The 25,932-nt window shown below is 38.0% G+C and carries 20 protein-coding genes; 11 read left to right on the top strand and 9 right to left on the bottom strand.

The genetic code is table 11. The features are described 5' to 3' along the window. Positions 1–408: 408 nt before the first annotated feature. From BLP81_RS01070 to rlmB, 7 genes are all read left to right on the top strand, one after another. On the top strand, positions 409–3,633 hold the full coding sequence (locus BLP81_RS01070; protein ID WP_093364492.1) for a SusC/RagA family TonB-linked outer membrane protein: 3,225 nt from the start codon (positions 409–411) through the stop codon (positions 3,631–3,633). Positions 3,634–3,645: 12 nt separating this feature from the next. Then, positions 3,646–5,085 carry a SusD/RagB family nutrient-binding outer membrane lipoprotein gene (locus BLP81_RS01065; protein ID WP_093364489.1) on the top strand — a complete coding sequence of 480 codons (1,440 nt, stop codon included), beginning with the start codon at positions 3,646–3,648 and terminating at the stop codon, positions 5,083–5,085. Between the two features lie 492 nt (positions 5,086–5,577). Then, positions 5,578–8,520, top strand: a complete 2,943-nt coding sequence (locus BLP81_RS01060) for a SusC/RagA family TonB-linked outer membrane protein (RefSeq protein WP_176752660.1) — start codon at positions 5,578–5,580, stop codon at positions 8,518–8,520. Between the two features lie 10 nt (positions 8,521–8,530). Next, positions 8,531–9,928, top strand: a complete 1,398-nt coding sequence (locus BLP81_RS01055; protein ID WP_093364484.1) for a RagB/SusD family nutrient uptake outer membrane protein — start codon at positions 8,531–8,533, stop codon at positions 9,926–9,928. Between the two features lie 11 nt (positions 9,929–9,939). After that, positions 9,940–10,731 carry a DUF4843 domain-containing protein gene (locus tag BLP81_RS01050; protein WP_093364481.1) on the top strand — a complete coding sequence of 264 codons (792 nt, stop codon included), beginning with the start codon at positions 9,940–9,942 and terminating at the stop codon, positions 10,729–10,731. A gap of 59 nt (positions 10,732–10,790) precedes the next feature. Further along, positions 10,791–12,695: a S8 family serine peptidase gene (locus BLP81_RS01045; protein WP_176752659.1), complete on the top strand. Its 1,905-nt coding sequence runs from the start codon at positions 10,791–10,793 to the stop codon at positions 12,693–12,695. 178 nt (positions 12,696–12,873) lie between these two features. After that, the gene (gene rlmB, locus BLP81_RS01040; protein ID WP_093364475.1) at positions 12,874–13,617 is read left to right on the top strand and encodes a 23S rRNA (guanosine(2251)-2'-O)-methyltransferase RlmB; all 744 of its coding nucleotides are present in this window, start codon (positions 12,874–12,876) and stop codon (positions 13,615–13,617) included. Positions 13,618–13,622: 5 nt separating this feature from the next. Here the strand turns inward: rlmB and BLP81_RS01035 are convergent, their stop codons facing one another. Next, complete coding sequence (locus tag BLP81_RS01035) at positions 13,623–14,384, bottom strand: rhomboid family intramembrane serine protease (RefSeq protein ID WP_093364472.1); 762 nt, start codon at positions 14,382–14,384, stop codon at positions 13,623–13,625. 97 nt (positions 14,385–14,481) lie between these two features. Here BLP81_RS01035 and BLP81_RS01030 point away from each other — a divergent pair, with 97 nt between their 5' ends. After that, the gene (locus tag BLP81_RS01030; protein ID WP_093364469.1) at positions 14,482–15,759 is read left to right on the top strand and encodes a replication-associated recombination protein A; all 1,278 of its coding nucleotides are present in this window, start codon (positions 14,482–14,484) and stop codon (positions 15,757–15,759) included. Here BLP81_RS01030 and BLP81_RS01025 read toward each other — a convergent pair. From BLP81_RS01025 to radC, 4 genes are read right to left on the bottom strand one after another with little or no spacing between them, the layout of a single operon-like run. Continuing rightward, positions 15,756–16,517: a hypothetical protein gene (locus BLP81_RS01025; RefSeq protein WP_093364466.1), complete on the bottom strand. Its 762-nt coding sequence runs from the start codon at positions 16,515–16,517 to the stop codon at positions 15,756–15,758. The genes BLP81_RS01030 and BLP81_RS01025 overlap by 4 nt on opposite strands. A gap of 1 nt (position 16,518) precedes the next feature. Beyond that, positions 16,519–17,193, bottom strand: a complete 675-nt coding sequence (locus BLP81_RS01020) for a YjjG family noncanonical pyrimidine nucleotidase (protein ID WP_093364463.1) — start codon at positions 17,191–17,193, stop codon at positions 16,519–16,521. Further along, positions 17,194–18,477, bottom strand: a complete 1,284-nt coding sequence (locus BLP81_RS01015; RefSeq protein WP_093364460.1) for a polysaccharide deacetylase family protein — start codon at positions 18,475–18,477, stop codon at positions 17,194–17,196. Between the two features lie 3 nt (positions 18,478–18,480). Continuing rightward, complete coding sequence (radC, locus tag BLP81_RS01010; protein ID WP_093364457.1) at positions 18,481–19,179, bottom strand: RadC family protein; 699 nt, start codon at positions 19,177–19,179, stop codon at positions 18,481–18,483. A 140-nt stretch (positions 19,180–19,319) separates the two neighbouring features. Here radC and BLP81_RS01005 point away from each other — a divergent pair, with 140 nt between their 5' ends. Further along, complete coding sequence (locus BLP81_RS01005; RefSeq protein WP_093364454.1) at positions 19,320–19,907, top strand: FMN-binding negative transcriptional regulator; 588 nt, start codon at positions 19,320–19,322, stop codon at positions 19,905–19,907. A gap of 94 nt (positions 19,908–20,001) precedes the next feature. Here the strand turns inward: BLP81_RS01005 and BLP81_RS01000 are convergent, their stop codons facing one another. The 4 genes from BLP81_RS01000 to ahcY form a co-directional block, all read right to left on the bottom strand. Beyond that, positions 20,002–20,442 carry a 3D domain-containing protein gene (locus BLP81_RS01000; RefSeq protein WP_093364451.1) on the bottom strand — a complete coding sequence of 147 codons (441 nt, stop codon included), beginning with the start codon at positions 20,440–20,442 and terminating at the stop codon, positions 20,002–20,004. Positions 20,443–20,580: 138 nt separating this feature from the next. After that, positions 20,581–21,936: a UDP-N-acetylmuramate--L-alanine ligase gene (locus BLP81_RS00995; RefSeq protein WP_093364448.1), complete on the bottom strand. Its 1,356-nt coding sequence runs from the start codon at positions 21,934–21,936 to the stop codon at positions 20,581–20,583. An 80-nt stretch (positions 21,937–22,016) separates the two neighbouring features. Next, positions 22,017–22,883 carry a tetratricopeptide repeat protein gene (locus BLP81_RS00990; protein WP_143002797.1) on the bottom strand — a complete coding sequence of 289 codons (867 nt, stop codon included), beginning with the start codon at positions 22,881–22,883 and terminating at the stop codon, positions 22,017–22,019. A gap of 343 nt (positions 22,884–23,226) precedes the next feature. Then, positions 23,227–24,543 (bottom strand): adenosylhomocysteinase, encoded by a 1,317-nt coding sequence (gene ahcY, locus BLP81_RS00985; protein ID WP_093364720.1) that lies wholly within the window; start codon positions 24,541–24,543, stop codon positions 23,227–23,229. 54 nt (positions 24,544–24,597) lie between these two features. On the opposite strand from ahcY, the gene BLP81_RS00980 reads away from it, so the two are divergent. Then, positions 24,598–25,230 (top strand): 4'-phosphopantetheinyl transferase family protein, encoded by a 633-nt coding sequence (locus tag BLP81_RS00980; protein WP_093364442.1) that lies wholly within the window; start codon positions 24,598–24,600, stop codon positions 25,228–25,230. Then, positions 25,223–25,930, top strand: a complete 708-nt coding sequence (locus tag BLP81_RS00975) for a phosphoglycerol geranylgeranyltransferase (protein ID WP_093364440.1) — start codon at positions 25,223–25,225, stop codon at positions 25,928–25,930. Before BLP81_RS00980 ends, BLP81_RS00975 begins: the two co-directional genes overlap by 8 nt. Positions 25,931–25,932: the final 2 nt, after the last annotated feature.

The following is a 25,932-nucleotide window of genomic DNA, read 5'->3' as shown; positions in this document are numbered from 1 at the left end:
TAAACGGGCCGATTATCATTTTGACCTGAATTCAAAACGAAGTTTTTCTTAATAGATCAGACTTTATTTATGGAAGTTCTCATAATTAAAGTTAAAAGAAAATGATTAAGCTATCCCTGCTCCTGCCTGACTGATTTTCTTTTAAAAATCCTATACAAGATTCAAAACCTTATTGATTATTGGCAAGAAAGAAGGTTTTGACGGGGATATCACAATTCCGTGTTAAATACTCAAAATATAATGGCTTCTTCATAGCTCTGAAGTCTAGATGTATAAAAACAGAACCAAGCCGATAAAGGTGAGATTGTGTAAATGTTTAGGGGGTATGCAGGTTTTAACGTCAGGCAATCTTCAAGCCCTTTCTGGGGCATTAGTTTAGCCTCGGCTAATTCTAAAAACAAATAACAAATGAAACAAAATGCAAATTGGATCTTCTTATTCATTTTCGCAATCATCTCCCAGGTGGGGTTTGCGCAGAATCAAGAAGTAACAGGAACCGTAGTTGACAACACTGGTTTACCCTTACCGGGTGTCAATGTAATCGAAGAAGGAACGGCTAACGGCACACAAACTAATTTTGATGGAGAATACTCTATTCAAGTTGGTGAAGCTGCTGTTTTAGTGTTTTCTTATTTAGGGATGAAAGAGCAACGCATTCCTGTGAACAATCGGGCATCCATTGATGTGACGCTTAAACCGGCAACAGGACAGCTTGACGAAGTGGTTGTAACTGCACTGGGCATTAAAAGAGAAAAGAAATCTCTTGGATATGCCACACAACAGGTGGATGGTAATGAAGTTTCTGATGTTGCAACTCAGAATTTCACCAATGCTTTATCTGGTAAGGTAGCTGGACTTAAAGTAAAATCCTCTGGTACCATGGGTGGTTCTACCAACGTAGTCATTAGAGGTAATGCTTCTTTAACCGGTAGCAACCAGGCTTTATTTGTAGTGGATGGAACACCGATTATTAATCAAAATACGAATACAGCAGGACAAAGAGCCGGTCGTGGCGGATACGATTATGGTAATGCCGCAGCGGATATCAACCCAGACGACATCAAATCCATCAACGTCCTTCGTGGTGCTGCAGCTTCTGCACTCTATGGAGAACGAGCTGCAAATGGAGTTATCATTATTGAAACCAAAAGAGGTCAAAAAAACAAAGGAATAGGGGTGAGTATAAGATCCTCTGTGATGTTTTCGAACGCTGATGAAAAAACCTTACCAAATTACCAGCAGAAATATGGTGCTGGTTACGGACCTTATTATCAATCGGATGACGGCTATTTTAATCTTTATGACGTGAATGGTGATGGTACTTTAGATGAGACTACCCCGTTTACGGAAGATGCCTCTTTTGGAGCAGCTTTTGATCCAGACAGAATGATTTATCAGTGGAACTCTATCTATCCTGGATTGGATACGTATCAGCAGGCTTCACCATGGGATGCTGCAGAGCATACTCCAAATGACATTTGGGAAACCGGTTACACCATGATCAACTCTGTTGCTTTAGATGGAGGGACTGATAAAAGCACCTATAGAATCGGGTTTACAAATTTAGATCAAGAAGGAAGTCTCCCAAATAGTAGTATTACAAGAAATAATATAAATCTTTCAGCAACTCATGACTTTACTGATAAGTTTAAAGTAGCTTCCAATTTCAACTTTATTAAAACAGATGGTAAAGGTAGATACGGAACAGGCTACGATGCATTGAATATTATGCAGTCGTTCAGACAGTGGAATCAAGCCAATGTTGACCTCTATAAACAACGGGACGCCTATTTTGCCACAGGAAGAAACATTACCTGGAACCCAAATGGACCTGATAACTTGAGCCCAATATACACCGATAATCCTTATTTTACGAGATATGAAAATTATCAAACCGATACGCGTAATCGTTATTTTGGTAACATCAATCTGACTTACCAAATCAATGATGTGTTTAGCTTGTTAGGACGTTTTACATTTGATACTTACAGCGAATTACAGGAAGAGCGTAAAAATGTTGGATCTGTGGGTGTATCAGGTTACTCTAGATTTAATAACAGAGTTGCTGAATATAATTATGATCTGATTTTGAATTTCAATAAAAATTTAACTGATGATCTTAATCTTGACGGTAATCTTGGTTTCAACTTAAGACGAAATGAGCAAACCTTTATCAGAGCAGCAACTAATGGCGGACTATTTGAAACTGGTTTATATGCTTTAAGCAACAGTAGAAATCCGATAAACCCACCTATTGAATATGAAGCAGACCAAATGGTGGACGGCTTATTTGCCCGTGCAAGTTTGGGCTACCTAAACACGTATTTTCTGGAGGCCACTGTTCGAAGAGACCGCTCTTCAACTTTACCCCAATCAGATAATACCTATATATACCCATCCGTTTCAACAAGTGTATTACTTTCAAATATCATAGATCAGGACTGGTTAAACTTTGCCAAATTCAGAGCTAATTATGCCCAGGTAGGTAGTGCTACAGAACCTTATAATGTATTCAACACCTATAATATGACCACTCCATTTGATGGTCAAGGTATTGCAAGTAACCCTAGCACATTAAACAACTTGAATTTAAAATCTGAAACCTCAAAGTCCTATGAAGTTGGTCTTGAAGGAAGCTTTTTGGACAACAGACTTAATTTAGACTTCTCTTACTATAGAACCAGAACAGAAGATCAAATTACTCCAGTGCCCATTTCCAATGCTTCAGGATATTTGAGAAAACTCCTAAACGCTGGAGAAATTGAAAATAAAGGTATTGAAGTCCTATTAAGTGGTACTCCTGTCAAATTGGATGATTTCAGCTGGAATGTATCTATGAACTGGTCTAGAAATCGCAACGAGGTCATAAGCCTAACAAAGGGTATAGAAAACCTTCAGCTAGCAAGTCTTCAAGGTGGTGTATCTATTAATGCAGCTCCAGGAGAACCTTATGGTGCGATAAGAGGTTCGGATTATGTCTATGATGAATCCGGTAATAAAATTGTGAATAGCAGTGGGTATTATGAGACCACATCGTCCAACAATAATATTATTGGTAACATCCAGCCCGACTGGAATGCAGGTATAACGAACACATTGACCTATAAAAATTTCAGATTCAGCTTTTTACTGGATATTCAGCAAGGTGGAGATATATTTTCACTTGACACCTGGTACGGTATGGCAACAGGAGTTTATGACGTAACCGCTGGTATCAATGACTTAGGAAACGAAATGAGAGCACCCTTAACCAATGGTCCTGATAGTGGTGGTATTATTCTTCCCGGAGTCAATGCGGATGGTGCACAAAATGAAACTAGAGTCCCTTTTGACACCTATGCCAATCCGTATGGATATGCTCGCGATGCCAACAAAGGCCATGTGTATGATGCATCATTTATCAAGTTAAGAGAAATGAGCTTAACCTATGATTTTGGTCCTGAAGCTTTAGATAAATTACCATTCACCAATGCATCTCTTTCATTGATAGGTAGAAACCTGTGGATTATAGATAAGAATCTACCATATTCTGACCCAGAAGCTGGATTAAGTTCCGGTAATATTCAAGGCTACCAGTCTGGAGCTTACCCGGCTATGAAACAATATGGAGTAAACCTTAAGTTTAATTTTTAAACATAAATAGAAATGAAAAAATATATAATAAGCTTTTTAACGCTTAGTCTTTTATTTTCCTGCGCAAGCGACGAAAAATATGAAAGACTTAATATCGATCCAAAAAATCCAGTTGAAGTTTCTGAAGACTTTTTATTTACATCGGCAACTGTCAGTTTAAGTGATTTTATGGCAAGCCCTAATGTCAATATTAACATCTTTAGATTTATCAGTCAGTATTTAACGGCGACAACCTATGTTGATGAACCTAACTACGATTTAACAAATCGTAATATTCCTCAGTCCCAATGGTCTGAACTATATCGCGATGTATTATTAGACTTAGAAGATGCCAAATCTAATGTTAACACTAATGAATTGCTTACTCAAGGTGAGAAAGACGCTAGAATAGGTCAAATCGAAGTATTACAAGTCTATACTTATCAAGTATTGGCTGATACTTTTGGTAACATCCCTTATACAGAAGCACTGGAAGCCAATGATGGCAATTTCTTACCCGCTTATGATAGTGCAGAAGAATTAATCTATGAAGATCTTATCAAAAGACTGCAAACTGCAAGTGGATTGTTAAGTTCCGGACAGGGTTTTTCTGGTGCTGACGTCATCTATGGCGGTGATATGAATAAATGGATGAAGTTCAATAATTCATTGCAACTAAGATTAGCCATGAGAATTTCTGACAGTAATCCTGGCCTGTCTCAAAGTGCAGCAGAGGATGCTGCCAGCAAAGGCGTTTTAACAGGAAACGAAGACAACGCTCTTCTCAATTACCAAAGCTCACCCCCTAATACTAATCCATTATGGGAGGACCTGGTACAGAGTGGACGTTCAGATTATGTGGCTGCCAATACAATCGTGGATATCATGAACGATTTGGAAGACCCACGACGCATGTATTATTTTGATGAAAATCTAGGCGCAGGTGTTTATGAAGGTGGTATTTATGGAGCTCAAAATCCATTTTCAGGATCCACACATATTGGTGAAAGCTTTAAAAATCCAACGCATCCCGGCATACTATTGGATTTTGCTGAGGTGTCATTCCATTTAGCAACGGCATCAGAACTCAATTACAATGTCTTTGGTGATGCTATGACGCATTATAACAATGGAATTACAGCCTCTATGAACTACGCTGGTATTGAGGATCCGACTGTAATAAGTGCTTATCTGACAAAACCAGATGTCGTTTATAATTCTGTAAACTCTAATGCATTGATAGGAACACAGTTTTGGATAGCTATGTTTGATAATCCATTGGAAGGCTGGTCTGTATGGAGAAAATATGATGAACCGAGCCTAAACCTGCCTGGATCCACCGGAAATCCAGTGCCTTTAAGATATACCTATCCCATCAATGAACAAAACTTGAACGAAGCAAATTATCAAGCTGCTTCTCAAGCCATAGGTGGAGATACTCAACAAACCGCCTTGTTCTGGGATGTGAATTAAATTTAAATTATTTTAAAATAATCAAAGCTGCTGGATAAATCCAGCAGCTTTTTTTTGTTCAAAACACAAGGTATAATTCGTGGTGAAACTCACAAAGGCATACAACTCATGCGAAATTTTATGATGAGGATGCCGTCCTGAACAATTAAATTAGAAAGATAAACCTCTTTGATTAATACAATCATATTTCAAAAAGAGAGGTAAAAAATGTAAGATAGACTTAAAACGTTTCAAATATGCTGAAGGTTGAGGGGGAGATTTGATAAACTGAAAGCAAAACAAATAGAAATAATAAAAGCCTAAAAAAATAACTCACCAGAATCCAGAGACTCTGTAGTATTAAATGTGAGACTCGATTCAATGCTTTTAAAATTAAATGTTACCTGCATGTTAAGTTTTAACAGCTGTTATATTAAAATAAACCCAATAGTTCTTGTGAGATTAACTTTATATTTTCATTTTTGGCACTGGCTAATTCAAATAAATAAAAACATGAAATTTAAAATTAATGGAATTTTAACGCTATTCTTGGCGTTAGTGGTGCAAATAGGATTTGCACAAACCAAAATTGTCACAGGTAATGTGACGGATCAAGAAGGCTTACCACTACCCGGTGTCAACATCTTAGTAAAAGGTGAAGGCACAGGTACTCAATCTGATTTTGATGGAAATTATTCAATCAGAGCAACTCCAGAGCAGACTTTAGTATTTAGATACATTGGATTTGCAACTGAGGAAGTGATTGTTGGGAATAAAGATAGGATTAATGTTTCCTTGGAACTTAAATCCGGTGAATTGGATGAAGTTGTAATTACTGGTTATTCAAATGTTGATAAAGAGAAATATACTGGATCTATATCTTCCGTAACGTCAGAAGAAATTGAATCAGTTCCATTTGCATCTTTTGATCAAATTCTCCAAGGGCAAGCTGCCGGACTTCAGGTCACAAGTGGTTCAGGACAGCCAGGTGCTCCTTCAAGAGTAAGAATTAGAGGTAATGGCTCTATTAATGGAAGCAATGAACCATTATATATTTTGGACGGAATTCAAATAACAGCTGGTGATTTCGCGAATTTAAACCCAAATGATTTTGATGACGTATCTGTATTAAAGGATGCAGCAGCAACTGCACCTTATGGATCTAGAGGCGCAAACGGTGTAATAGTAATTACGTCAAAAAAAGGAACATTTAACACTAAAACGAATGTTACGTTAAGGTCTCAATATGGAGTTACTGAGGTTGGTGATGCTAGATTTGAAATGATGAATTCACGTGAATTGTTAGAATTTCAAAGAACAATCAACAGAAATAGAGGTGCAGGATTAAGTGATGAAGAAATCACTGAATTGTCTCAGGTAGATACAGACTGGAGTGAAGTCTTTTTCAGAACTGGAGTTACTCAAAGTCAGGAATTGAGTATGAGCGGTGGTTCTGAAAAAACAAGGTTTTTTAATAGTATTCAATACTTTGATCAAGAAGGTATCAGTCCAAATTCAAATCTTCAAAGATTTAGTTTAAGAATGAACCTTGAGCATAGACCAAATGATAAAACTAAAGTTGGTATTAATACCACAACTAGTTATTCGAAATCTAATAGAATAGGCTCAGAAGCTGCTGTTGCCTTATATAATCCTTTTGCTGCAGCATATTTAGGATCTCCTTACAATAGACCTTATGATGATGATGGTAATTTTTTAACTGGAGGTGGAAGAACTGGTGCTAATACACTTGAAAATTTGTTGGTAAACATTAGAGAAAGAAATGATTTTAAATTTGTGGGTTCTGCATTTGTTGAAAGAGAAATTGTCAAGAATTTAACTGCCAAAATCAACTTAGGAGCTGACTTCAGACAGCGAAACACAATTACCTCTCGTGACCCTAATACACGAATAGGTAGCACTACGCAGCCAGGAGAACAAGGTTTATATAGTGAGGGTAATAACTATTTTGCAAATATAACAGCAACTACAAGTTTAAATTACACCAATACTTGGGGCAAACACACATTAAGTGCTGGTGCATACAGCGAATACCTGAAAACTCACTTTAGATCCAGCGGATTTACAGGTTTTGGTATAAACCCATTACTTGTAGGTTATCCTGCAGGGATTTCACCAGGGACAGTCGGTAATGAATTAATTCCTACAGTTAGTGGTAGCGTTGTTGAAAGAGGTTTATTTTCATATTTTGGACTTGCTGATTATGATTTTGACTCAAAGTATGGTTTTAGTGGATCTATAAGAAGGGATGCATCATCAAAATTTGCAGAAGCTAACAGATGGGGAACATTCTTTTCAGTAGCGGCAAGATGGAATATATCGAATGAAGATTTCATGGATGATATTGATTTTATAGACAATTTAAAATTAAGAGCTAGTTATGGAACAGCTGGTAACCAGGATGCCATACCAGACTATGCTTACGCGACAAGATACGGACAAGTAACTTATGATGGCACTTCTGGTCTAGCACCAGGAGGTTTAGGTAATCCAGATTTAACATGGGAACAATCTAATCAGTTCAATATAGGTCTGGATTTCAGTTTACTGGAAAATAGAATAAGTGGTAATCTAGAATATTACAATAACCTTACTACTGATCTTTTTATAACCAGAACGCTTAGCGCAACTTCAGGTAGTAACTCGATACAGAGTAACGATGGAGAAATGGTAAATAAAGGAATTGATTTACAACTATCAGGTGTTTTGGTAAGAACAGAGGATCTATTAATAACTTTAAATGGTAACCTGAACTTTAATAAAAATGAGATTACTGACTTAGGTCAAGTTAATGAATTTGAATCTGGTACCTCAATTATAAGAGTTGGATTACCTCTAGGAACGCATTACGTCGTAGGCTGGTCGGGAGTAAATCCTGCTAATGGGGAACCCCTTTACACAGATGCGCAAGGAAATGTGACTAACCAATTTTTACCAAATGAAGCAAGAGCAGACTTTGGTTCATTTAATCCAGAATATGTTGGTGGATTTGGTGGAAATATAAAATATAAAAATTGGACTTTAAACACTCTATTTACATATCAGGCAGAATATTTCAGATTTAACAATCAAAGTTTTTTCCAGGAAAACCCAAATTTTGCTAATTTCAATTTGTCTAATAAAATGTTGACTATGTGGCAACAGCCTGGAGATATAACTGAAATACAAAATTTTAGATATAATAGAGAGTTTTCATCAAAAGATATCGAGGATGCTTCTTTTATAAGATGGAGAAATGTAACACTAGCATATAACTTCTCTCAAGAAAGTTTAGAAAATATAGGTATTTCAAACTTGAGAGTTTATGGTCAGGCTCAAAATCTTTACACTTGGACAAAGTTTACAGGTTTTGACCCAGAGGATGATAACAATATTGCACAGTTTGAATATCCTACACCTAGAGTATTCACTTTTGGAGTTGATTTAACTTTTTAAATAAAAAAAAATGAAAAATATAAAATTTTTATACATCCTAATTTTAACAGGATTTGTAATGACTTCTTGCAGTGATGCATATGAAGTAGAACCAGACGACGAAGTCTTGGAAGAAAATGCTTTGAATACAATTAATGATTTGGAGCGTGGTTTAATTGGAGCATATTCGGCAGTTTCAGGATCAAATGTGATAGGCTATTCTTCTCGATTTACAGATGATCTTAAAATAGCCGCTTCCAATAGAGGTCAAGGAATTCAAGTTTTCACTTGGTCAATAGTAGCCAGTACTAATGAACCTGCTGGAATATGGAATAATATCTACAGAGTTATTAATCGGGTAAATAGATTAATTGAGGCCTCTGATAGAATTGTAACAGAAAATGACGCTGATATAGCAAGAAAAAACAGAATATTGGGAGAGTGTTATGCTCTAAGAGCTTTATCTCATTTTGACCTTTATAGAATGTTTTCTCAAAGCTATGAGCTCAATGCATTATCTATCCCAATAGTTGACAGAGTATTTGTTTTTGATCAACCGTCTAGAAATACTGTTGAAGAGGTTCTGAATTTTATCGAAGCAGATTTAATTGAAGCTGAATCTAGACTAGACTTAATGCCAGATTCTAATGAATTTATGTCTGGACTTGCTGCAAAAGCTTTAAGAGCTAGACTAGCCTTATACGCTGGTAATTATGAGCAGGCTGTGGCTTTATCTACTCAGGTAATCAACAATAGCACAATTGCAACTACTAGAACAGATTATCTGGGAATCTGGAATGATACCTATAATGAAGAAGTTCTTTTCAAATTATCTAGAAATGCTGGAGAAGGAAGAATAGGTACATTATTTACTGATACCAATGGGGATATTTTCTTCAATGTATCGCTTGAGTTATATGGTGAATTAAACGCTGGAGATTACAGAAATGGCGTAATTGTAGATTTTGATAATTCAGAATCATTAGATAATCTAATAGTTGGAAAATATTTAGGTACCGATGCTAATCCTGGACTTAATGATATTAAATTGTTAAGAACCTCTGAGCAATATTTAATAAGAGCTGAAGCTAACTTAAGAAAACAGAATCCAGATTTGGAAGCAGCTGCTATCGATATGGAAACGCTTAAGAATGCAAGAAATGATAATGTCATTCCTAGAGAAGATTACGCAGATGTGGCAGATGGTTTAAATGACATTCTTAACGAAAGAAGATTTGAGTTAGCTTATGAAGGACATAGAATGTTTGATTTAAAAAGATATGATTTAGGCGTTAGTAGATTGGATGAAGATTGTGATAATGCCGCAGGAGCATGTGATCTAGAAAGCGACAGTCATTTATTTGCACTTCCTATACCACAGCAAGAGATTTTCGCCAACGAAAACATAGAACAAAATAGAAACTATTAAACTCAATAGAAATGAAAAAAATACTAATAATTTTAGGTTTTATAGGATTAATATCCTGTGAGCAAAATGCAGACCCAGATATTTATCAGTCTGAAAGCCTTACTTATTTTACAGAATCCACTTCAGCAAATTATTTTGTTGCACCGGGACAAAGTGAATACAGAATACAAGTTGGCGTAACAGATGCATCTGATGTTGATAGAGAGTTTACGGTTAGTGTAAATGAAGAAGAAACAACTGCTTCTCCTAATGCTTACTCACTTGAAAACACATTTACTATTGAAGCTGGAGAATATATAGGCGAAGTAGTGGTCAATGGAAATTTTGATAATGTTGTTGACGGCGAGTCAATTGTTATAGATCTTGTTGAAATCAATGGATCTTCAATTGCAGATTTTGACAATCAATTTGAATTAACATTTTTCAGGTTTTGCGAATATAGTCAAGCTAGCTTGGTTGGTGAATGGACTTTAAACAGTGAATTCTGGGATACATCGTATACAGTAAATATTGTTGCAGGAGAGGATGAATTCACTTATATAGCCCAAGATTTGTATGGACCAACAGGCTTTCCAAATACTCAAGATATAATCATAAATGTTGTACAAATTGATGATACAACCTTTGAGTTAAACGTTGAAAAGCAAGGCGCGTTTAATGCTACATTTGCAGTAAATTACGGCTTATTAAGTATTGAAGGCGGAGGAACTCTGGATACTTGCGGAGAAATGAATATGATCTTAGAATTTACTGTCGCGGCAGGAACATTTGGAGAATATAATGAAGTTTTGACTAAGAACTAATCTATTATTTGCTTAATTTTAAAGCCCGGTTTATGCCGGGCTTTTTTAATTTGAAAAATATGAAAATTTTAATTTTAAGCTTTCTAATTTTTTCTTGTAGTGGCTATGCTCAAACTAATTATACCAAAACTATTGACAAAAATAGATTGGAGAGTTTGTTGAAAAGACAAAAAGAAATATCAGATGCAAGAAAATCCAGGATCAAAAGATTTCAAAGTAAGAACAACTCAAAAAAGATATATGACGTCATAAACGGAGAGGTGATTTATGAGGAAAACTTTAATACAGAAGCTGCTAAAGGCTCAAGAACAAATTATCTACAACCAAATGGAAGTCTAAACTTAAATCTGGAGGGTGAGAATAAGTTTATTGGAATATGGGAGGTTGGTGGCATTGCAAAACCTGATCATGTTGAATTCTTAAACATTGATAATAAGATTATATTATCAGATGAGGAAGACACACCCAGTGTACATGCAACACATGTAACTGGAACAATATTAGCGTCAGGTATTATTGGAGATGCTAAAGGCATGGCACCAAAATCAAGAGCCTATGTATATAATGCAGACAATGATAGTGATGAAGCTTTGAATTTAGGTCTAACTACTGCAATCTTAGTATCAAATCACTCTTATGGTGTTCCATTAAGGAATATTGGCAGTAATACCTGGTTACCAGGCAAGTATAATGTAGGTGCTGAAGAATGGGATGTTATAGCAAATAGTTTACCATACTATTTACCTGTGTTTTCTGCTGGAAACGATGGGAATGAAGAATTTGAAGATGGGATAATTCCTAATTATGGAAAATTAATTGGTGCAAAAAATTCTAAAAATACATTAGTCGTCGGGAGTGGAAATATTGAGAAAATTAATTTAGATAGTGAGGGAAATATAATTCCTTCTTTGTTTGGCAATGCAAATATAGTAAGCGGTTTTAGTAGTCAAGGTCCAACAGATGATTTAAGGATAAAACCTGACCTTTTAGGAGTAGGAGAATCACTATACTCAGCCTCTGTAATAAAAGACACCCTTACAAATGAATTTACAGATAGTTACGCAAGACTACAAGGTACATCAATGTCAGCACCTAACGTGTCTGGAACTATTATACTTCTACAAGAACTATATTACAATTTGAATAACAAGCACATGAAAGCTTCAACAGTAAAAGCATTACTATGTTCAACAGCTTCTGATGTTGGAATTAATGGACCAGATATTGAAAACGGTTGGGGTTTAGTTAACGCTAAAAAAGCAGCAGAACTAATAATAAATAATAGTAGTACCAAATCAATTTATGAAAGTCAACTAACAACACAAAATTCAAGATTTGAGATAAATTTTACTACTTCACAAAATCAAGAAATAACCGTTGGATTAGTCTGGAATGATCCGGCTGGACAGTCAGGCAGCGGTGAATTGAACGATACTACGAGTAAGCTCGTGAATAATCTTGACATAAAGATATCCAATACTAATGGAACGGAGGAATATTATCCTTGGATGCTTAATGAGAACGACTTATTGGGTTCTGCCATCAAAGGTGAAAATAATAGAGATAACGTGGAGATAATAAATGTGAAAAGTTTGTCTGCAGGTAATTACAAAATTGAAATAAGCTTTAAAGATATATTAAAAAATGATGTGCAGGAATTCAGTTTAATAATTCAATCTAGCGACATATTAACACTATCTAATCAATCTTTCAATACTAAATCCATTACCTTTTGGCCAAACCCGGTAAAAAACAGGCTCAACATCTCATCCTCTGAAATCAGTTTCAGCAATGATGCCCAGGTATCAGTTTATGACATGCTGGGACGTGAAGTGATGAATGTCAAAGGTTTTAATTCAACGACCAACCTAAGTATCGATATGAGCTCACTTTCCAAAGGCCTCTATATTTTGAAACTGGTCGATGCTAATCGCAGCATTCAAAAAAGAATCATTAAAGAATAAAGCACTTAATCATAGGATTACTAAAGGGATTGACATAATTTTGTCAATCCCTTTTTAATGCCAATTATTATTTTGAATGTCTCCCGTAACTTCGGGATCCTTAAAATATATACCGGCATTATACGATTAGGAAATTACTAAAAGTATTGATCATTAAGATTTGTATAAGTTAGATACCATGGAAGACTCACATATCATTTTCGGAATTCATAGCGTTGTTGAAGCGCTGAAGCAGAACAAGGACATTGAAAAAATCAACCTGCTCAAAGATTCAGACAATCCTAAGCTCAAGGAAATTGAAGGCTTAGCCAAACAACACACCGTAAAAGTTTCCTATGTCCCAATCCAAAAGTTCAAGAAGTTTGAAAACTTGAATCATCAGGGTGTTATCGCCTATACGTCTCAAATTGAGTACAAGGAATTTGAATCTACGGTTGAAGCGGTTTTAGAGGCCAAATCCTCTCCCCTATTTTTGCTTTTAGACGGAATAACCGATGTCAGAAATCTGGGAGCTATTCTCAGAACCGCGGAATGTACGGGAGTAGATGCTGTCATTTTGCCTAAAAGCGGAAGCGCTCAGGTCAATAATGAAACCATAAAAACCTCTGCAGGAGCGGCCTTTAATATTTCGATTTGTAAGGTAGACCATCTGAAGGATGCTATTTTTTACCTGAAGTCTTCGGGTGTTGAACTCGTGGCTGCTACCGAGAAAACAGAGCATTCCATCTATGATTTAGAGTTAAATAAACCTCTAGCCATCATCATGGGTGGTGAAGGTGAAGGCATACAGCCGAGCATTTTAAAAATGGCAGATCAGAGAGGGAAACTGCCCTTACTGGGAGAAATTGAATCGCTTAACGTCTCTGTAGCCTGTGGTGTCATTTTATATGAAACCCTAAGGCAACGCCTTTCCAAGGCCTAACGAATTCAGGAATCAGATTTATACGTCACCTGATCTTCATCCTCCGCAGTCGAGTTTTGACTGTAGCCGGAAGAGTCTTCAGCCTCCGGGTCCAAAGGTCTGAAATTGCCCTGTTCATCAAATTGCCTCAAAAATTCATCTTCTTTTTCAGGAGTAGGTTTGGGTTTATCAGGAGAGGGCAGACTGCTGAAATGCTGTGATTTTAAAATAAAGCTAAAGACCAGACCCGTGATAAAACCTGAAAGATGTCCTTCCCAGGAAATCCCGGGCTTGCCCGGCATGGTCCCCCAGACTAAACTCCCATAGAGAAAAACGACAATAAGCGATAAAGCAATCAACCTGTAGTTCTTAGACCTTAGCCCCTTAAAGAATAAAAAAGAAGCCAAAAAGTAAACCATGCCGCTGGCACCGATATGATAGGAGGACCTCCCTATCAGCCAGGTCAGCAAACCGGAAAAAATCAGCCCGTACACAAGCGTCTTCCAGGCAATGTCTTTGTAGAAGTAAAACAAACTGGCTGTAAGCACCAGGACAGGAATAGAGTTTTTATAGAGGTGATTTATGCCGCTATGTAAGAATGGGGAGGCCATAATTCCAAATAAGCCTTTTACTTCTCTTGGGTAGACTCCAAAGCTTGTGAAATTAAACCTGAATTTGATTTCAACCCAATAGACAATCCAGAGGGAAAGCACAATTAGAAGAGGCCATAAAACAGCAGCTACGACAGATTGCCGGTGATGCTTAACGATAAAGTCTTTTTGATTCATCCCTCAAAAGTATCGAAAAAAGAAAGCAATTGAATATTCAAAGCAGAAGATATGGTGGAATTTATTCAGGTCGCAAATTAATTCCTAATTTTGAACTATGAAAGCACCTTTAGCAGAACGTCTTCGGCCGAAACAATTATCGGATTATTTGAGTCAAACCCATCTTGTAGGAGAAACGGGAACCATTTCTCAAATGATCAAACGGGATCTGGTGCCTTCCATCATCTTATGGGGACCTCCAGGTATCGGTAAAACCACACTGGCCAATTTGATTTCAAAGGAAACCAAACGCAGCTTTTTCACACTTTCTGCCATCAGCAGTGGTGTAAAAGATGTGCGAGAAGTCATTCAAAAAGCGAAACAGGACCAGGGTTTATTTGAACAGAAAAACCCGATTTTGTTTATTGATGAAATCCACAGATTCAGCAAATCTCAACAAGATTCGCTACTAGGAGCGGTCGAAAAAGGATGGATTACCCTCATAGGGGCAACCACGGAAAATCCGAGTTTTGAAGTCATCCCTGCTTTGCTATCCAGATGTCAGGTGTATGTTCTAAATGAGTTCTCAAAAGCCGATTTGATTCAGCTTCTACACAGAGCCTTAAAAGAAGACGAGGATCTGGCCAAAAAACACATCGAACTTAAGGAAACCACTTCCCTGCTCCGCCTGAGCGGTGGTGATGCCAGGAAACTGCTGAACATGTTTGAACTGGTTATCAATTCGGTGGATGAAGATAAAATCATCATCACAGATGAACTGGTCGAAGAGAAAATTCAGCAAAAAACAGCCAGATACGATAAGACCGGAGAGCAGCATTACGATATCATTTCGGCTTTTATTAAATCCATCCGCGGAAGCGATCCAAATGCAGCCGTCTATTGGCTGGCCAGAATGATTGAAGGTGGCGAAGACGTGAAATTTATCGCCAGAAGACTGATTATCCTGGCCAGTGAAGATATTGGAAATGCCAACCCCACAGCCTTAATCATGGCCAATAACACCTTTCAGGCGGTCAATACCATCGGGTTTCCGGAAGCCAGGATTATTTTGAGTCAGTGCGTGATATACTTGGCCACCTCTGCCAAAAGCAATGCCTCTTACCAGGCTATCAACAAAGCCCAGGCCCTGGTCAAAGAAACCGGGGACTTGTCGGTTCCCCTGTCCATAAGGAATGCGCCTACAAAACTGATGAAGGACCTGGGGTATGGAGAAAATTATAAATACGCCCATAGTTATGAAAACAATTTCGTCCAGGCTGAATTCTTACCAGATGAAGTTAAAAATAAAATGATTTACGAGCCGGGAAATAACAAAAGAGAAGAGCAGTTAAGGCAATTCCTAAAGCAAAAATGGGCCGGGAAATATAAGTACTAGTTTATTTTTTTAAATCTGATTTTTTGAACTTCTCCTAAATCCTGATCCATATACTCCACGTTTATGTTTCCCTCTGCATCAAAAAAGGCGGCACCATTAATAGCTTCAGAATTAAAAATAAAGCTTCCCTTATCAGCGCTCTGAAGCTCTGCGTAAATTTCTTTGCCTTCATTGAATAGAAGCGTGTAAGCCCCCTCCCCTTTTTCGATGAGCCAGTAGGTTTGACCTCCGAATTTGTATATTTTTTTATCGGGAGCCATTTTCTTCACCTCTGAAGCTGCCGAAACATCATCTGAAGAAAAGCTATTACCCCCCTTGTCTAAACTGGCATCATAGCTGTAGTTTTGATTGGACATGGAAGAAAACGAACGACGCAAAGCATCCTGATATCCATCTTTAAAATCTTTTATATTGGTCTGACCCTTTTCGGACTCATAAAGGACATTGCCATAACAGTCTTTTAGCCTAAAAATGACACTGATATTTAGAAATCCACTGGTATCCTCTACATCCAGAAACAAGGCTTCACAAGTATTTCCCATAAATTGAAGTGGTCGTTCTTCGGTATCCATAAAGACTTTAAAGCCCTGCTCCTGCAGCAATACACGGGCTAAAATATTGAGCTGATACTCATTGGGCTCATCCTGAAAGTTAAACTGCATGGGAACAATGACATGCTCGTAGGCATTGATAGTAGCGGGCTGGCTCCATCCCACTTGTATACAAAACGTAAGTATTAAAATTAAACCTGCTCTCATATTATAAAATTGTTTTAAGTTCGTTTAAACGCTGAATTTTCAGCCCTTTATAAGTGGGTTCTTTCCCAAAAAAGATAGCTTCCATCCCTGAAGCCCTGGCCCCTTCAATATCGGCTTCAAGGTTGTCCCCTATCATAAGACTCGTGGTGTTTTTGGTTTTTGCCAGGTCCAGAGCAAACTCAAAAATCAATTTATTCGGCTTCTTAACACCGGCATCTTCCGAGGTTGTAATGGTCTGGAAATAAGGAGTCAATTTTGAATTACCCAGTTTCTTATGCTGTACATCATAGAATCCGTTGGTTATGATATGAAGCCTATACTTGTTTTGCAGATAGGTCAAAACCTCGAAAGTATCTGGAAACAGATGGTTGTGATTTGGTAAGTGATCGATATAGGCCTGAGATAAATCGTTGACCAGCTGCTCTGAGGATTTATACTTCAGAATTTCAAAAACTTCATTCAGCCTTTGAAATCTTAAATTTTCCTGCTCGATTTTACCTTCTCTAAAGAGCTTCCAGTATTTATTATTGACCGGCAGATAGACCTCCAAAAATTCTTTAAGGGGTAAATCCACCTTGTGGGTTTTGAAAATAGTTTCAAAAGTGAGTTCTGAGTTTTTATCAAAATCCCAGAGGGTATGGTCTAAATCGAAAAATACATCGGTAATTTGTTTCATTTATAACATTTCTTTCATGAGTGTAAAAATGGCGCTTTTAGAACTATCCTCGGCAAAATCTGAATTCTCAAAGATGAAGTTCATTTGTCCATTCACCGCTTTTACGGAAGATTTTAAATTGTTCAGTTCGTCGATTTGCTCGTAGAGGTTTAATTCTTTAAGTGCGTTTGAGTTCAAAACATAGGGGTTAATCAATAAGCCTGATACCTGCTCCATGTTCAAGTCATAAAACTGAAATGAGGTGCAGGTTCCTGCTCTAAAGCCAATGTTTTTCTGGTACCCCATAGAATAGTCTTTCTCAATTTCCAGCTTATTGAAATTGAGATAAGCATCGGGAAAATTAAGATGGTAATTTTTAATGAGGGCTTTGGACAGACTCCTGTTGACTATATTTTCCCAGCGTTTTTTTTCTTTTTTCAAAATATCAATGCTATACAGAGCTTCAAATCCGGGAAGCAATCCCAGATGCCCGTAATCTCCCATAGATTTTATCAATTTATGATAGATTCTTTTATTATAACTGATGCTTTTGGTATACCTGGAATAATTACTAAGTTGAAAGTAAAAGTCGAGTTGCATTTTATTTTCCTTAGCAAAATCGATAAGTTCATCGTAAACATCATAGGGATCCTGCTGTAACCTCAACATCGTTTTAAACCTGTCGAACATGGATTTCAATTGTAACTGAAAAAAATCCCTAAGCGAAGCCCCTGCAAACCTTACCAAACCATTATGCCTGTGTTTGAAAGCTTTGGAGACTGAAATTAAGAATTTGCTTTTAAATCTCTTTTCCGGAAATGGAAGCTCCGGGAATTTTTCTTGCAGTATGGCTTTCAACTTATAAGCCCACATATCCACAACAGGTTTTTTTAAAAAATCATGCTGATAAGCTAAGCTTTCTTCTATGGGATAGGAATCAACTTCGTTTTTAACGTGCGGTTGATATTCTTCATAGCGGGTCACCAAATAAAACGACGCCGAAAAAATATCAAAAGGAATATCGCTTTCTGAAGAGACTCTAAAAAAACAGGGGACATCCTGCCAAATATCCATACTAAAATTGAGATCGTCGATGCCCAGTTCCTCCAGCAACCCATATTGCTGAATAAAAACTTCGTTACCCAGCCTTTTTTTAGCATAAGAAAACTTAACGCCTTCAAAGGCGATAAAATCCTCTACTTTGGAACTAAGCTTAACTTTAAAGCCTAAGATTCTTCCACAAATATGTCTAAAGATATAGTTGATTCTCGGTGTTTGTTTGGGAATATAAACCAGTATTTCCATAAATTAAAGCAGGCTTTCGTCAGCGAAGCTAAAATAAGTTTTTTCTGTCACAATGATATGATCTAGCACCTTTATGTCCAGAAGTTCTCCTGCATTTTTGATTTTTTGAGTGATTGCCTTATCGGCTTCACTTGGCTTTAGAGTTCCCGAGGGATGGTTATGTGTTAGGATCAATGCCGTGGCTCCCTGAGCTAAGGCGTGTTTAAAAATCAAACGCGTATCTACCATAGTTGCGGTAATACCCCCCTTGCTCAAAGAAAATTTAAAAATGACTCGGTTGGAATTGTTGAGCATCAGGACCCAAAATTGCTCGTGGTCTAAGTCTCCGAGAAAGGGATGCATTATCCTGAAGACATCTTTGCTTGATGTAATCTTATCGAATTCCTCCAGAGGCTCTGCTCCTCTTCTCTTCCCAAGTTCTAAAGCAGCCATGATACCAATGGCCTTGGCCTCGCCAATTCCTTTAAATTCCTGAAGCTGTTTCAAATTGAGTTTAGCGAGTTTATGCAAGCTGTTTTCGGAAGAGTGAAGTATTTTTTTACACAGTTCTACAGCGCTCTCTTCCCGATTGCCAGAACCGATCAGGATGGCTAGAAGTTCTGCGTCGCTCAGGCTGGATTTTCCTTTGTTTATCAATTTCTCTCTGGGCCGGTCATCTTCGGACCAGTTTTTAATGCTGAAGGAGTTGGAAGAAGAGGTCATGATTTCCAATATTTATATAAATATAATCAATACCTTAAATCTGAGCGGTTTCTCAATACATGACCGCTGAAATTAACTTATGAAGCTCCAAAAAATAAAAGAAGGATGTATTTTTGAGATCTTAATCTACTTCAATACTTATGAGCTATTTACCAGATCATTTTACAGCCAGCGACTGGACCCGCATCCAAAGTTTTATTGAACTGTTCCCGCTTGCCACGCTTATCAGTCACTTTGAAGATGAAATTTTCACGTCTCACATTCCGTTTATTATTTCGGGAAACAAACTTTTGGGGCATATCAATAAGGAAAATCCGCAGTTTCAGCATCTGAATAACTCCAGAGTAGAACTCGTATTTCATGGAGGTGATGCTTATATTTCTCCTGCAGCCTTCACTACCGAAGAACTTCCCACCTTTAACTTTGCAAAAGTACACGTCAAAGGCAAGGTTTCTTACGGCGATGAGCAAGGGCTGATTAAAAGTCTGATGGAGATGACCGATCAAATGGATGAGGACTTCAAATTAGCCTATACCCATCCTAAAATTGATAGGCTCAAGCATTTTATTCAGGGTTTTGAGGTGTCAATTGACAGCTTCCACGGCAGGTTCAAAATGAGCCAGGACAAATCTAAAGCTCACTTCGACAAAGCGAAATCCCTGCTAAAGGAGAGTCAAACTCAACGGCTGAAGTATTTTTTAAATCACTTGCAGTATTATACCGGTTAAGTTTTGAAATGAGATTAAAATAAAGACTGTAATAAGAGACCTCACAGTCCCCAAGGCTTTGGGGACTGTGAGGTCTTAAACTCAACGGCTTGACTTATTTTGAGACCTGATCTGTTTCCTCTTCCTCAAGAACGTAAGTGATTTCAACTTCTTTTTTACCCCATTCTTTGGCGGCTTCTTCATCTATTCCCATATAGATGTCGATTTTATTGGTCCAGCGCCTGTTCATTTTGTCTTTGACGATATAGGTGCCCGGAAGCCCTTTGATTTTGACTTCCTGGTTATGGTCCAGACCCATATCAATCAAATCTCGAGAAACGGCAATGGATTTTTCACCAGGTTCCAGGATATCTCCCCAGGCGGTGAGGTTTGGATTCCCCTTTTTGGTCTGTGCTTCCACAGAGTTGTAAGCAGAAGCTGTTACGGTCATAGTAATTTCTTCAGCATTGTCGTTGTTTTTACAACTTGAAAACAGAAGTAAAACGACTATTGAAAGCCCAGTTAATAATTTGTTCGTTAAATAATTATATGTCATAAAGATTAAATTTTAAAATTAGTGACGTTTTTAATATGTTTTATCATCGTGATGAGACCTCACAGTCCCAAAAGCCTTGGGGACTGTGAGGTCTGAAATTTATACGTTGAAAATGTAAACATTACATAAGATTCATCCTTATTGAATCCAGTGTTTAACCTCATCGAAGTCGAGACCCCCATAATCTCCTGAACTCATAAGTAATAAAACATGATCCATATAGGTTTTTGATTTCAAAAAGTTTTGGAAAGCTTTAGGGTCTGTAAAAACTTTTAAATCGGTTCTCCCAAAGGCTTTAAAAATTTGCTCTTCAGTAATCGCATCCAGCTGTTTGATCTCAAGAGCCTTTGGTGAATAAAACACTACCGCTTCATCGGCTGCGTTCAGGGCTTCTTTGTATTCTTCCAGAAATTCTGCATTCAGGCTGCTGTAGGTATGAAGCTCCAGGCAGGCCAAAACAATTTTAGAAGAAAACTGAGCTTTCACCGCTTGAGTAGTCGCTAAAACTTTAGAAGGTGAATGGGCGTAATCTTTAAAAACTATAGCCTTTTCTGACTTAGCAATTTTCTCTAAACGCTTGGAAGCCCCAGTAAAACTAGTAATGGCTTCGTAGAAATCATCTTCGTCTACGCCCATGTGCTGGCAAATCCACTTGGCTCCGGCAATATTCTGCAGGTTGTGTTTCCCAAAGACTTCTACGGGCATGGGTCCCTCAGCAGTTTCGAGATAAGTCTGCCCATCTTCTATACTGTGTTCCGGAGTAGAATAGGCGTGTTTACGCGTGGGTTTTGTGGCTTTTTGAGCCAGCTGAGTCAAAATATCGTCTTCTTCATTATACACCAGAGTACTGCCGTTGGTCATCGTATCCAGGAAGATCTCAAACTGCTCTACATACTTTTTGAAAGTTGGAAATACATTGATGTGATCCCAGGCAATACCGCTCAAGAGTGCAATATTAGGTTCATAGAGATGAAATTTTGGCCTGCGGTCCAGAGCAGAACTCAAGTACTCGTCACCTTCCAGCAAGATAAAATCGTTTTCATCGGTTAAGTGAACCATCGTATCAAAACCATCCAGCTGGGCACCCACCATGAAATCAACTTCTTTATCGTTGTAATGCATCACGTGCAGAATCATGGCGGTGATGCTTGTTTTCCCATGGGAGCCACCGATAACAACTCGTGTTTTATGCCTGGAATGTTCGTAGAGATATTCAGGATAAGAATAAATTTTGAGGCCAAGTTCCTTAGCTTTCAGCAATTCCGGATTGTCAGCTTTGGCATGCATTCCCAGTATAACGGCATCAATTTCAGAAGTGATTTTTTCCGGAAACCAGCCAAATTCCTCCGGCAGTAGGCCTTTAGCTTTTAATCTTGATTTTGATGGTTCAAAGATTTCATCATCACTACCCGTGATATGATCGCCTTTTTCATGAAGAGCCAGCGCAAGATTATGCATGGCGCTGCCTCCTATCGCTATAAAATGTAAATGCATGAATGTTTTAATTTGATTCAAAGATAAAGGTTTCCATTCTAGATGAGAATTTTCCGGCAGTAATCCTCTTTAAAATTTATCTAATTCAGTTTGGATTTCAGCTGGTTGAGTTTTTCTATTTCTTCTGAGCTGCCTGACCTTGGCTCGCTGCCAGGATTTAATTCAGCAGGAGTCAGTGTGTTTAGAATTTCTAAAGCCTTTTGTTTATTTCTATTCAGCCTAAGGGCACTTTCAACATAGGCTGAAGCCAATGCGATGGAATTTAATTTTTTAATCCCAATCTCTAAAGTCTCAAAGTAGTCAGCTTCATTTCCAGTACGTTTGTACAGTTCTGCTAATTCTTTATAAGTCGTTACAGATTGCCCTAAGTCTACTGCCTTTTTATAAAAAACTTCGGCTTTGTCGTGGTTCTCCAGTTCTCTTTCAATATACCCGTAAGCCAGGGCTCCGTCCACAGGACTTATAGATTGCAGTTGCGCGGCGTATTCGCGTGAAGTGCTTTCGCTGCCCCCGACAATGCCCGGTAATTCCAGATATATCTGGAGCAGGGCCCACCGCGCTTCAATGTGCTTCGGGTCTAGTTCTATGGCTTTTTTTAAATGAAATTTGACGTCTCTGAGCAAACTCAGGGCTTGAAAACTATTGGCTTCTTTAGCCACAAGCCCAAGCGCACCACCGTATCTAAAGTGATACTCTGCATTTTCAGGATAATCTTCTACCAGAGTTTTATTGACTTCCGAACTTTTCTCCCACCGCTGCACTCTGGCATAAGATTGACCTAAGTAGTCTCTGGTCATTTTATCGGAAGGTTCATTTTCCAATGCACGAGTAAATAAGGGAATGGCTTGTTTAAAGTTTCCGCCTTCAAATGCTTTCTTTCCTTTTTCAAACGAAGACTGAGAAAAAACAACTAATGGAAATGCGATGATAAATAAGAATGTTCTCATGGTTTGGAGATACAACAGTTGATTAGCATTGACAATTTTATAAAATTTTGATGACGCCTATTTTTATTTATTCAAATCACTTTTAAAACTCTAGCGTGTCAAGTCGAGCTTCTGAAAATTTAAATTCCGTAAAATGTTATGTTTTTATATGTTTTAGCATCGAGCACTTCGACTTAGCTCAGTATAAATATCAGTAAAATTAACATAAAAGTCGTAGGTCGTTTTTTATCGGCTGATCAGTCGATAAAAAAGGACCGAGACCTAAAGCAGTAAATTTAGATTAAAAACAAAAAACCAAGCCTTAAGACTTGGTTTTTCTAAGATTGACTTTCATTTAAATCAATTAATATCTGTAGTATTCCGGTTTGAAAGGACCTCCAACATTTACGCCGATATAGTCAGCCTGATCAGATTTTAACTCCGTCAATTCAACACCGATACGCTCTAAGTGAAGTTTGGCTACTTTTTCATCCAGATGTTTTGGCAACATATACACTTCATTTTTGTACTGGTCTGTATTTCTCCAAAGCTCTAACTGGGCTAAAGTCTGGTTTGTAAATGAATTACTCATCACAAAACTTGGGTGACCCGTGGCACAACCCAGATTGACCAGTCTACCCTCGGCAAGAAGTATAATATCTTTCCCGTTAATGGTATATTTATCGACCTGTGGTTTGATCTCCACACGTGTATCACCATGGTTTTTCTTTAGCCAGGCTACGTCGATTTCGTTATCAAAATGACCGATGTTACAGACGATGGTTTTATCTTTAAAGGACTCAAAATGCTCACCTCTTATGATGTCTTTATTCCCCGTAGTTGTGATAACGATATCTGCGGTTGGCGCTACAGTTTCAAGCTTTTTCACTTCAAATCCGTCCATGGCCGCCTGCAATGCACAAATGGGATCAATTTCAGTAATGGTAACTATAGAACCGGCACCTTTAAAAGAAGCAGCAGTTCCTTTCCCCACATCTCCATAACCACAAACGATGACTCGTTTTCCAGCTAGCATTAAGTCAGTTGCTCTTCTTATGGCATCCACTGCACTTTCTCTACAGCCGTATTTGTTATCAAACTTAGATTTGGTCACAGAATCATTTACATTGATAGCCGGCATAGGCAGTGTTCCTTTTTTCATTCTTTCGTAAAGTCTGTGAACACCGGTTGTGGTTTCTTCAGAAAGACCTTTGATACCCTCTGCTAACTGCGGATAATCGTCAAGCACCATATTGGTAAGATCTCCACCATCATCCAGAATCATATTTAGGGGTTTTTTATCCTCACCGAAAAATAAAGTCTGCTCAATACACCAGTTAAATTCTTCCTCGGTCATTCCTTTCCAGGCGTAAACCGCGACACCTGCTTCTGCAATAGCTGCAGCCGCATGGTCTTGAGTTGAAAATATATTACAAGAACTCCACGTTACCTCAGCTCCAAGTTCGACCAGGGTTTCGATAAGAACAGCGGTTTGAATAGTCATGTGTAAACATCCGGCAATACGAGCGCCTTTAAGTGGTTTTTCATTGCCAAATTCTTCTCTCAGTGCCATCAATCCCGGCATTTCTGACTCCGCCAGTTCTATTTCGCGTCTTCCCCATTCTGCCAATGTAATATCTTTGACTTTGTAAGGAGTATAAGGTAGTGTTTCTGTACTCATAATTAATTTTATTATATTTTTGAAAACAAAATTAAGGAAACCCATACTAACTTTATGTCGATTTACAAAAGAATAACAGTAGATGAAGCAACAAGCGCACTTATTTGGAAAATTGAAGAAACTTTGGAGGATCTTGAAGACGGAATTCAATTAACCGATTACTGCCGAAGCCGCTACGATGGAATGAAGTCTGAAATCCATAAAAAAGGCTTTATGAGTATTCGGCATTTGCTTCAGGTTTTTGGCTATTCTGATTTTGACCTGAGCTATGACGAAAAAGGCAAACCTCATCTTAAAGACGGAAGGCATATTTCAATCACGCATTCTTACGAATTTACAGCCGTCATCGTTTCTGATAAAAAAGTGGGGATTGATATTGAAAAACAACGCGATAAAATCAAACTCATCGCCCCGAAATTCACTCCTATTGAAGAATACAAGGCACTGGGCACTGGCGAAGATTTAGTCCGAAAACTAACCATTGTCTGGGGTGCTAAAGAATCGCTTTACAAATTATATGGTAAAAAAGGGCTTTTATTTCTGCATGACATCTTCGTAGAAGATTTCAATATTTCAGATCAGAAAACGACGGCCAGGGTCACCCACGACCAAAAAGTAACTAACTACACCTTAAATTTTATGGAGTTTGAAAATTTCACCTGTGTTTATGCTTTAGCTCATGAATAAAGGAAGCTCCAGTTCTATTTTTGAATCTATAACACAAGCTGTTCAAAACAAACAAAGGCTATTGAGTATTTTGATAGATCCTGATAAATTTGACCTGTCTGCAACTAAAGATTTTTTGAATCGGATTCCCGGTTCCACCTCTTATTTATTTGTTGGAGGAAGTCAGGTCAGAAATGGACAGACTGAATTAGTCGTTAATCAACTGAAAAAAAACACCGAACTTCCCCTTATCTTATTTCCAGGGGATGTCAGCCAGATCACAGATCAGGCGGATGCCATTTTATTTTTAAGCTTACTGTCGGGTCGTAATCCCGAATATCTGATCACCCAGCAAGTCAAAAGTATTTCGAAACTTCAGCATTCTTCTTTAGAAATTATACCAACAGGCTACATTTTGATAGACGGTGGCGTTCCCACGTCAGTACTGGAAGTGAGCCAGACTAAAGCCATTCCACCAGACCAAATTGACACTATCGTTCACACTGCTTTAGCCGGACAATTTTCCGGGAAACAGCTTATTTATCTTGAAGCTGGAAGCGGAGCCGCCTGGCCGGTTTCAGCAGAAATCATTTCAGAAGTTAAAAAAAACACCTCCGTCCCCCTTGTTGTTGGAGGCGGCATCAGGACCGAGCTTCAAAAAGAAACCGCTTACCAGGCTGGCGCAGATATGGTAGTGATGGGCAATGCTTTTGAAATCTAGCG

Source organism: Psychroflexus sediminis, from assembly GCF_900099815.1.
Taxonomy (GTDB): Bacteria; Bacteroidota; Bacteroidia; order Flavobacteriales; family Flavobacteriaceae; genus Psychroflexus; species Psychroflexus sediminis.
This window is presented reverse-complemented; position numbering and strand designations above follow the sequence as displayed.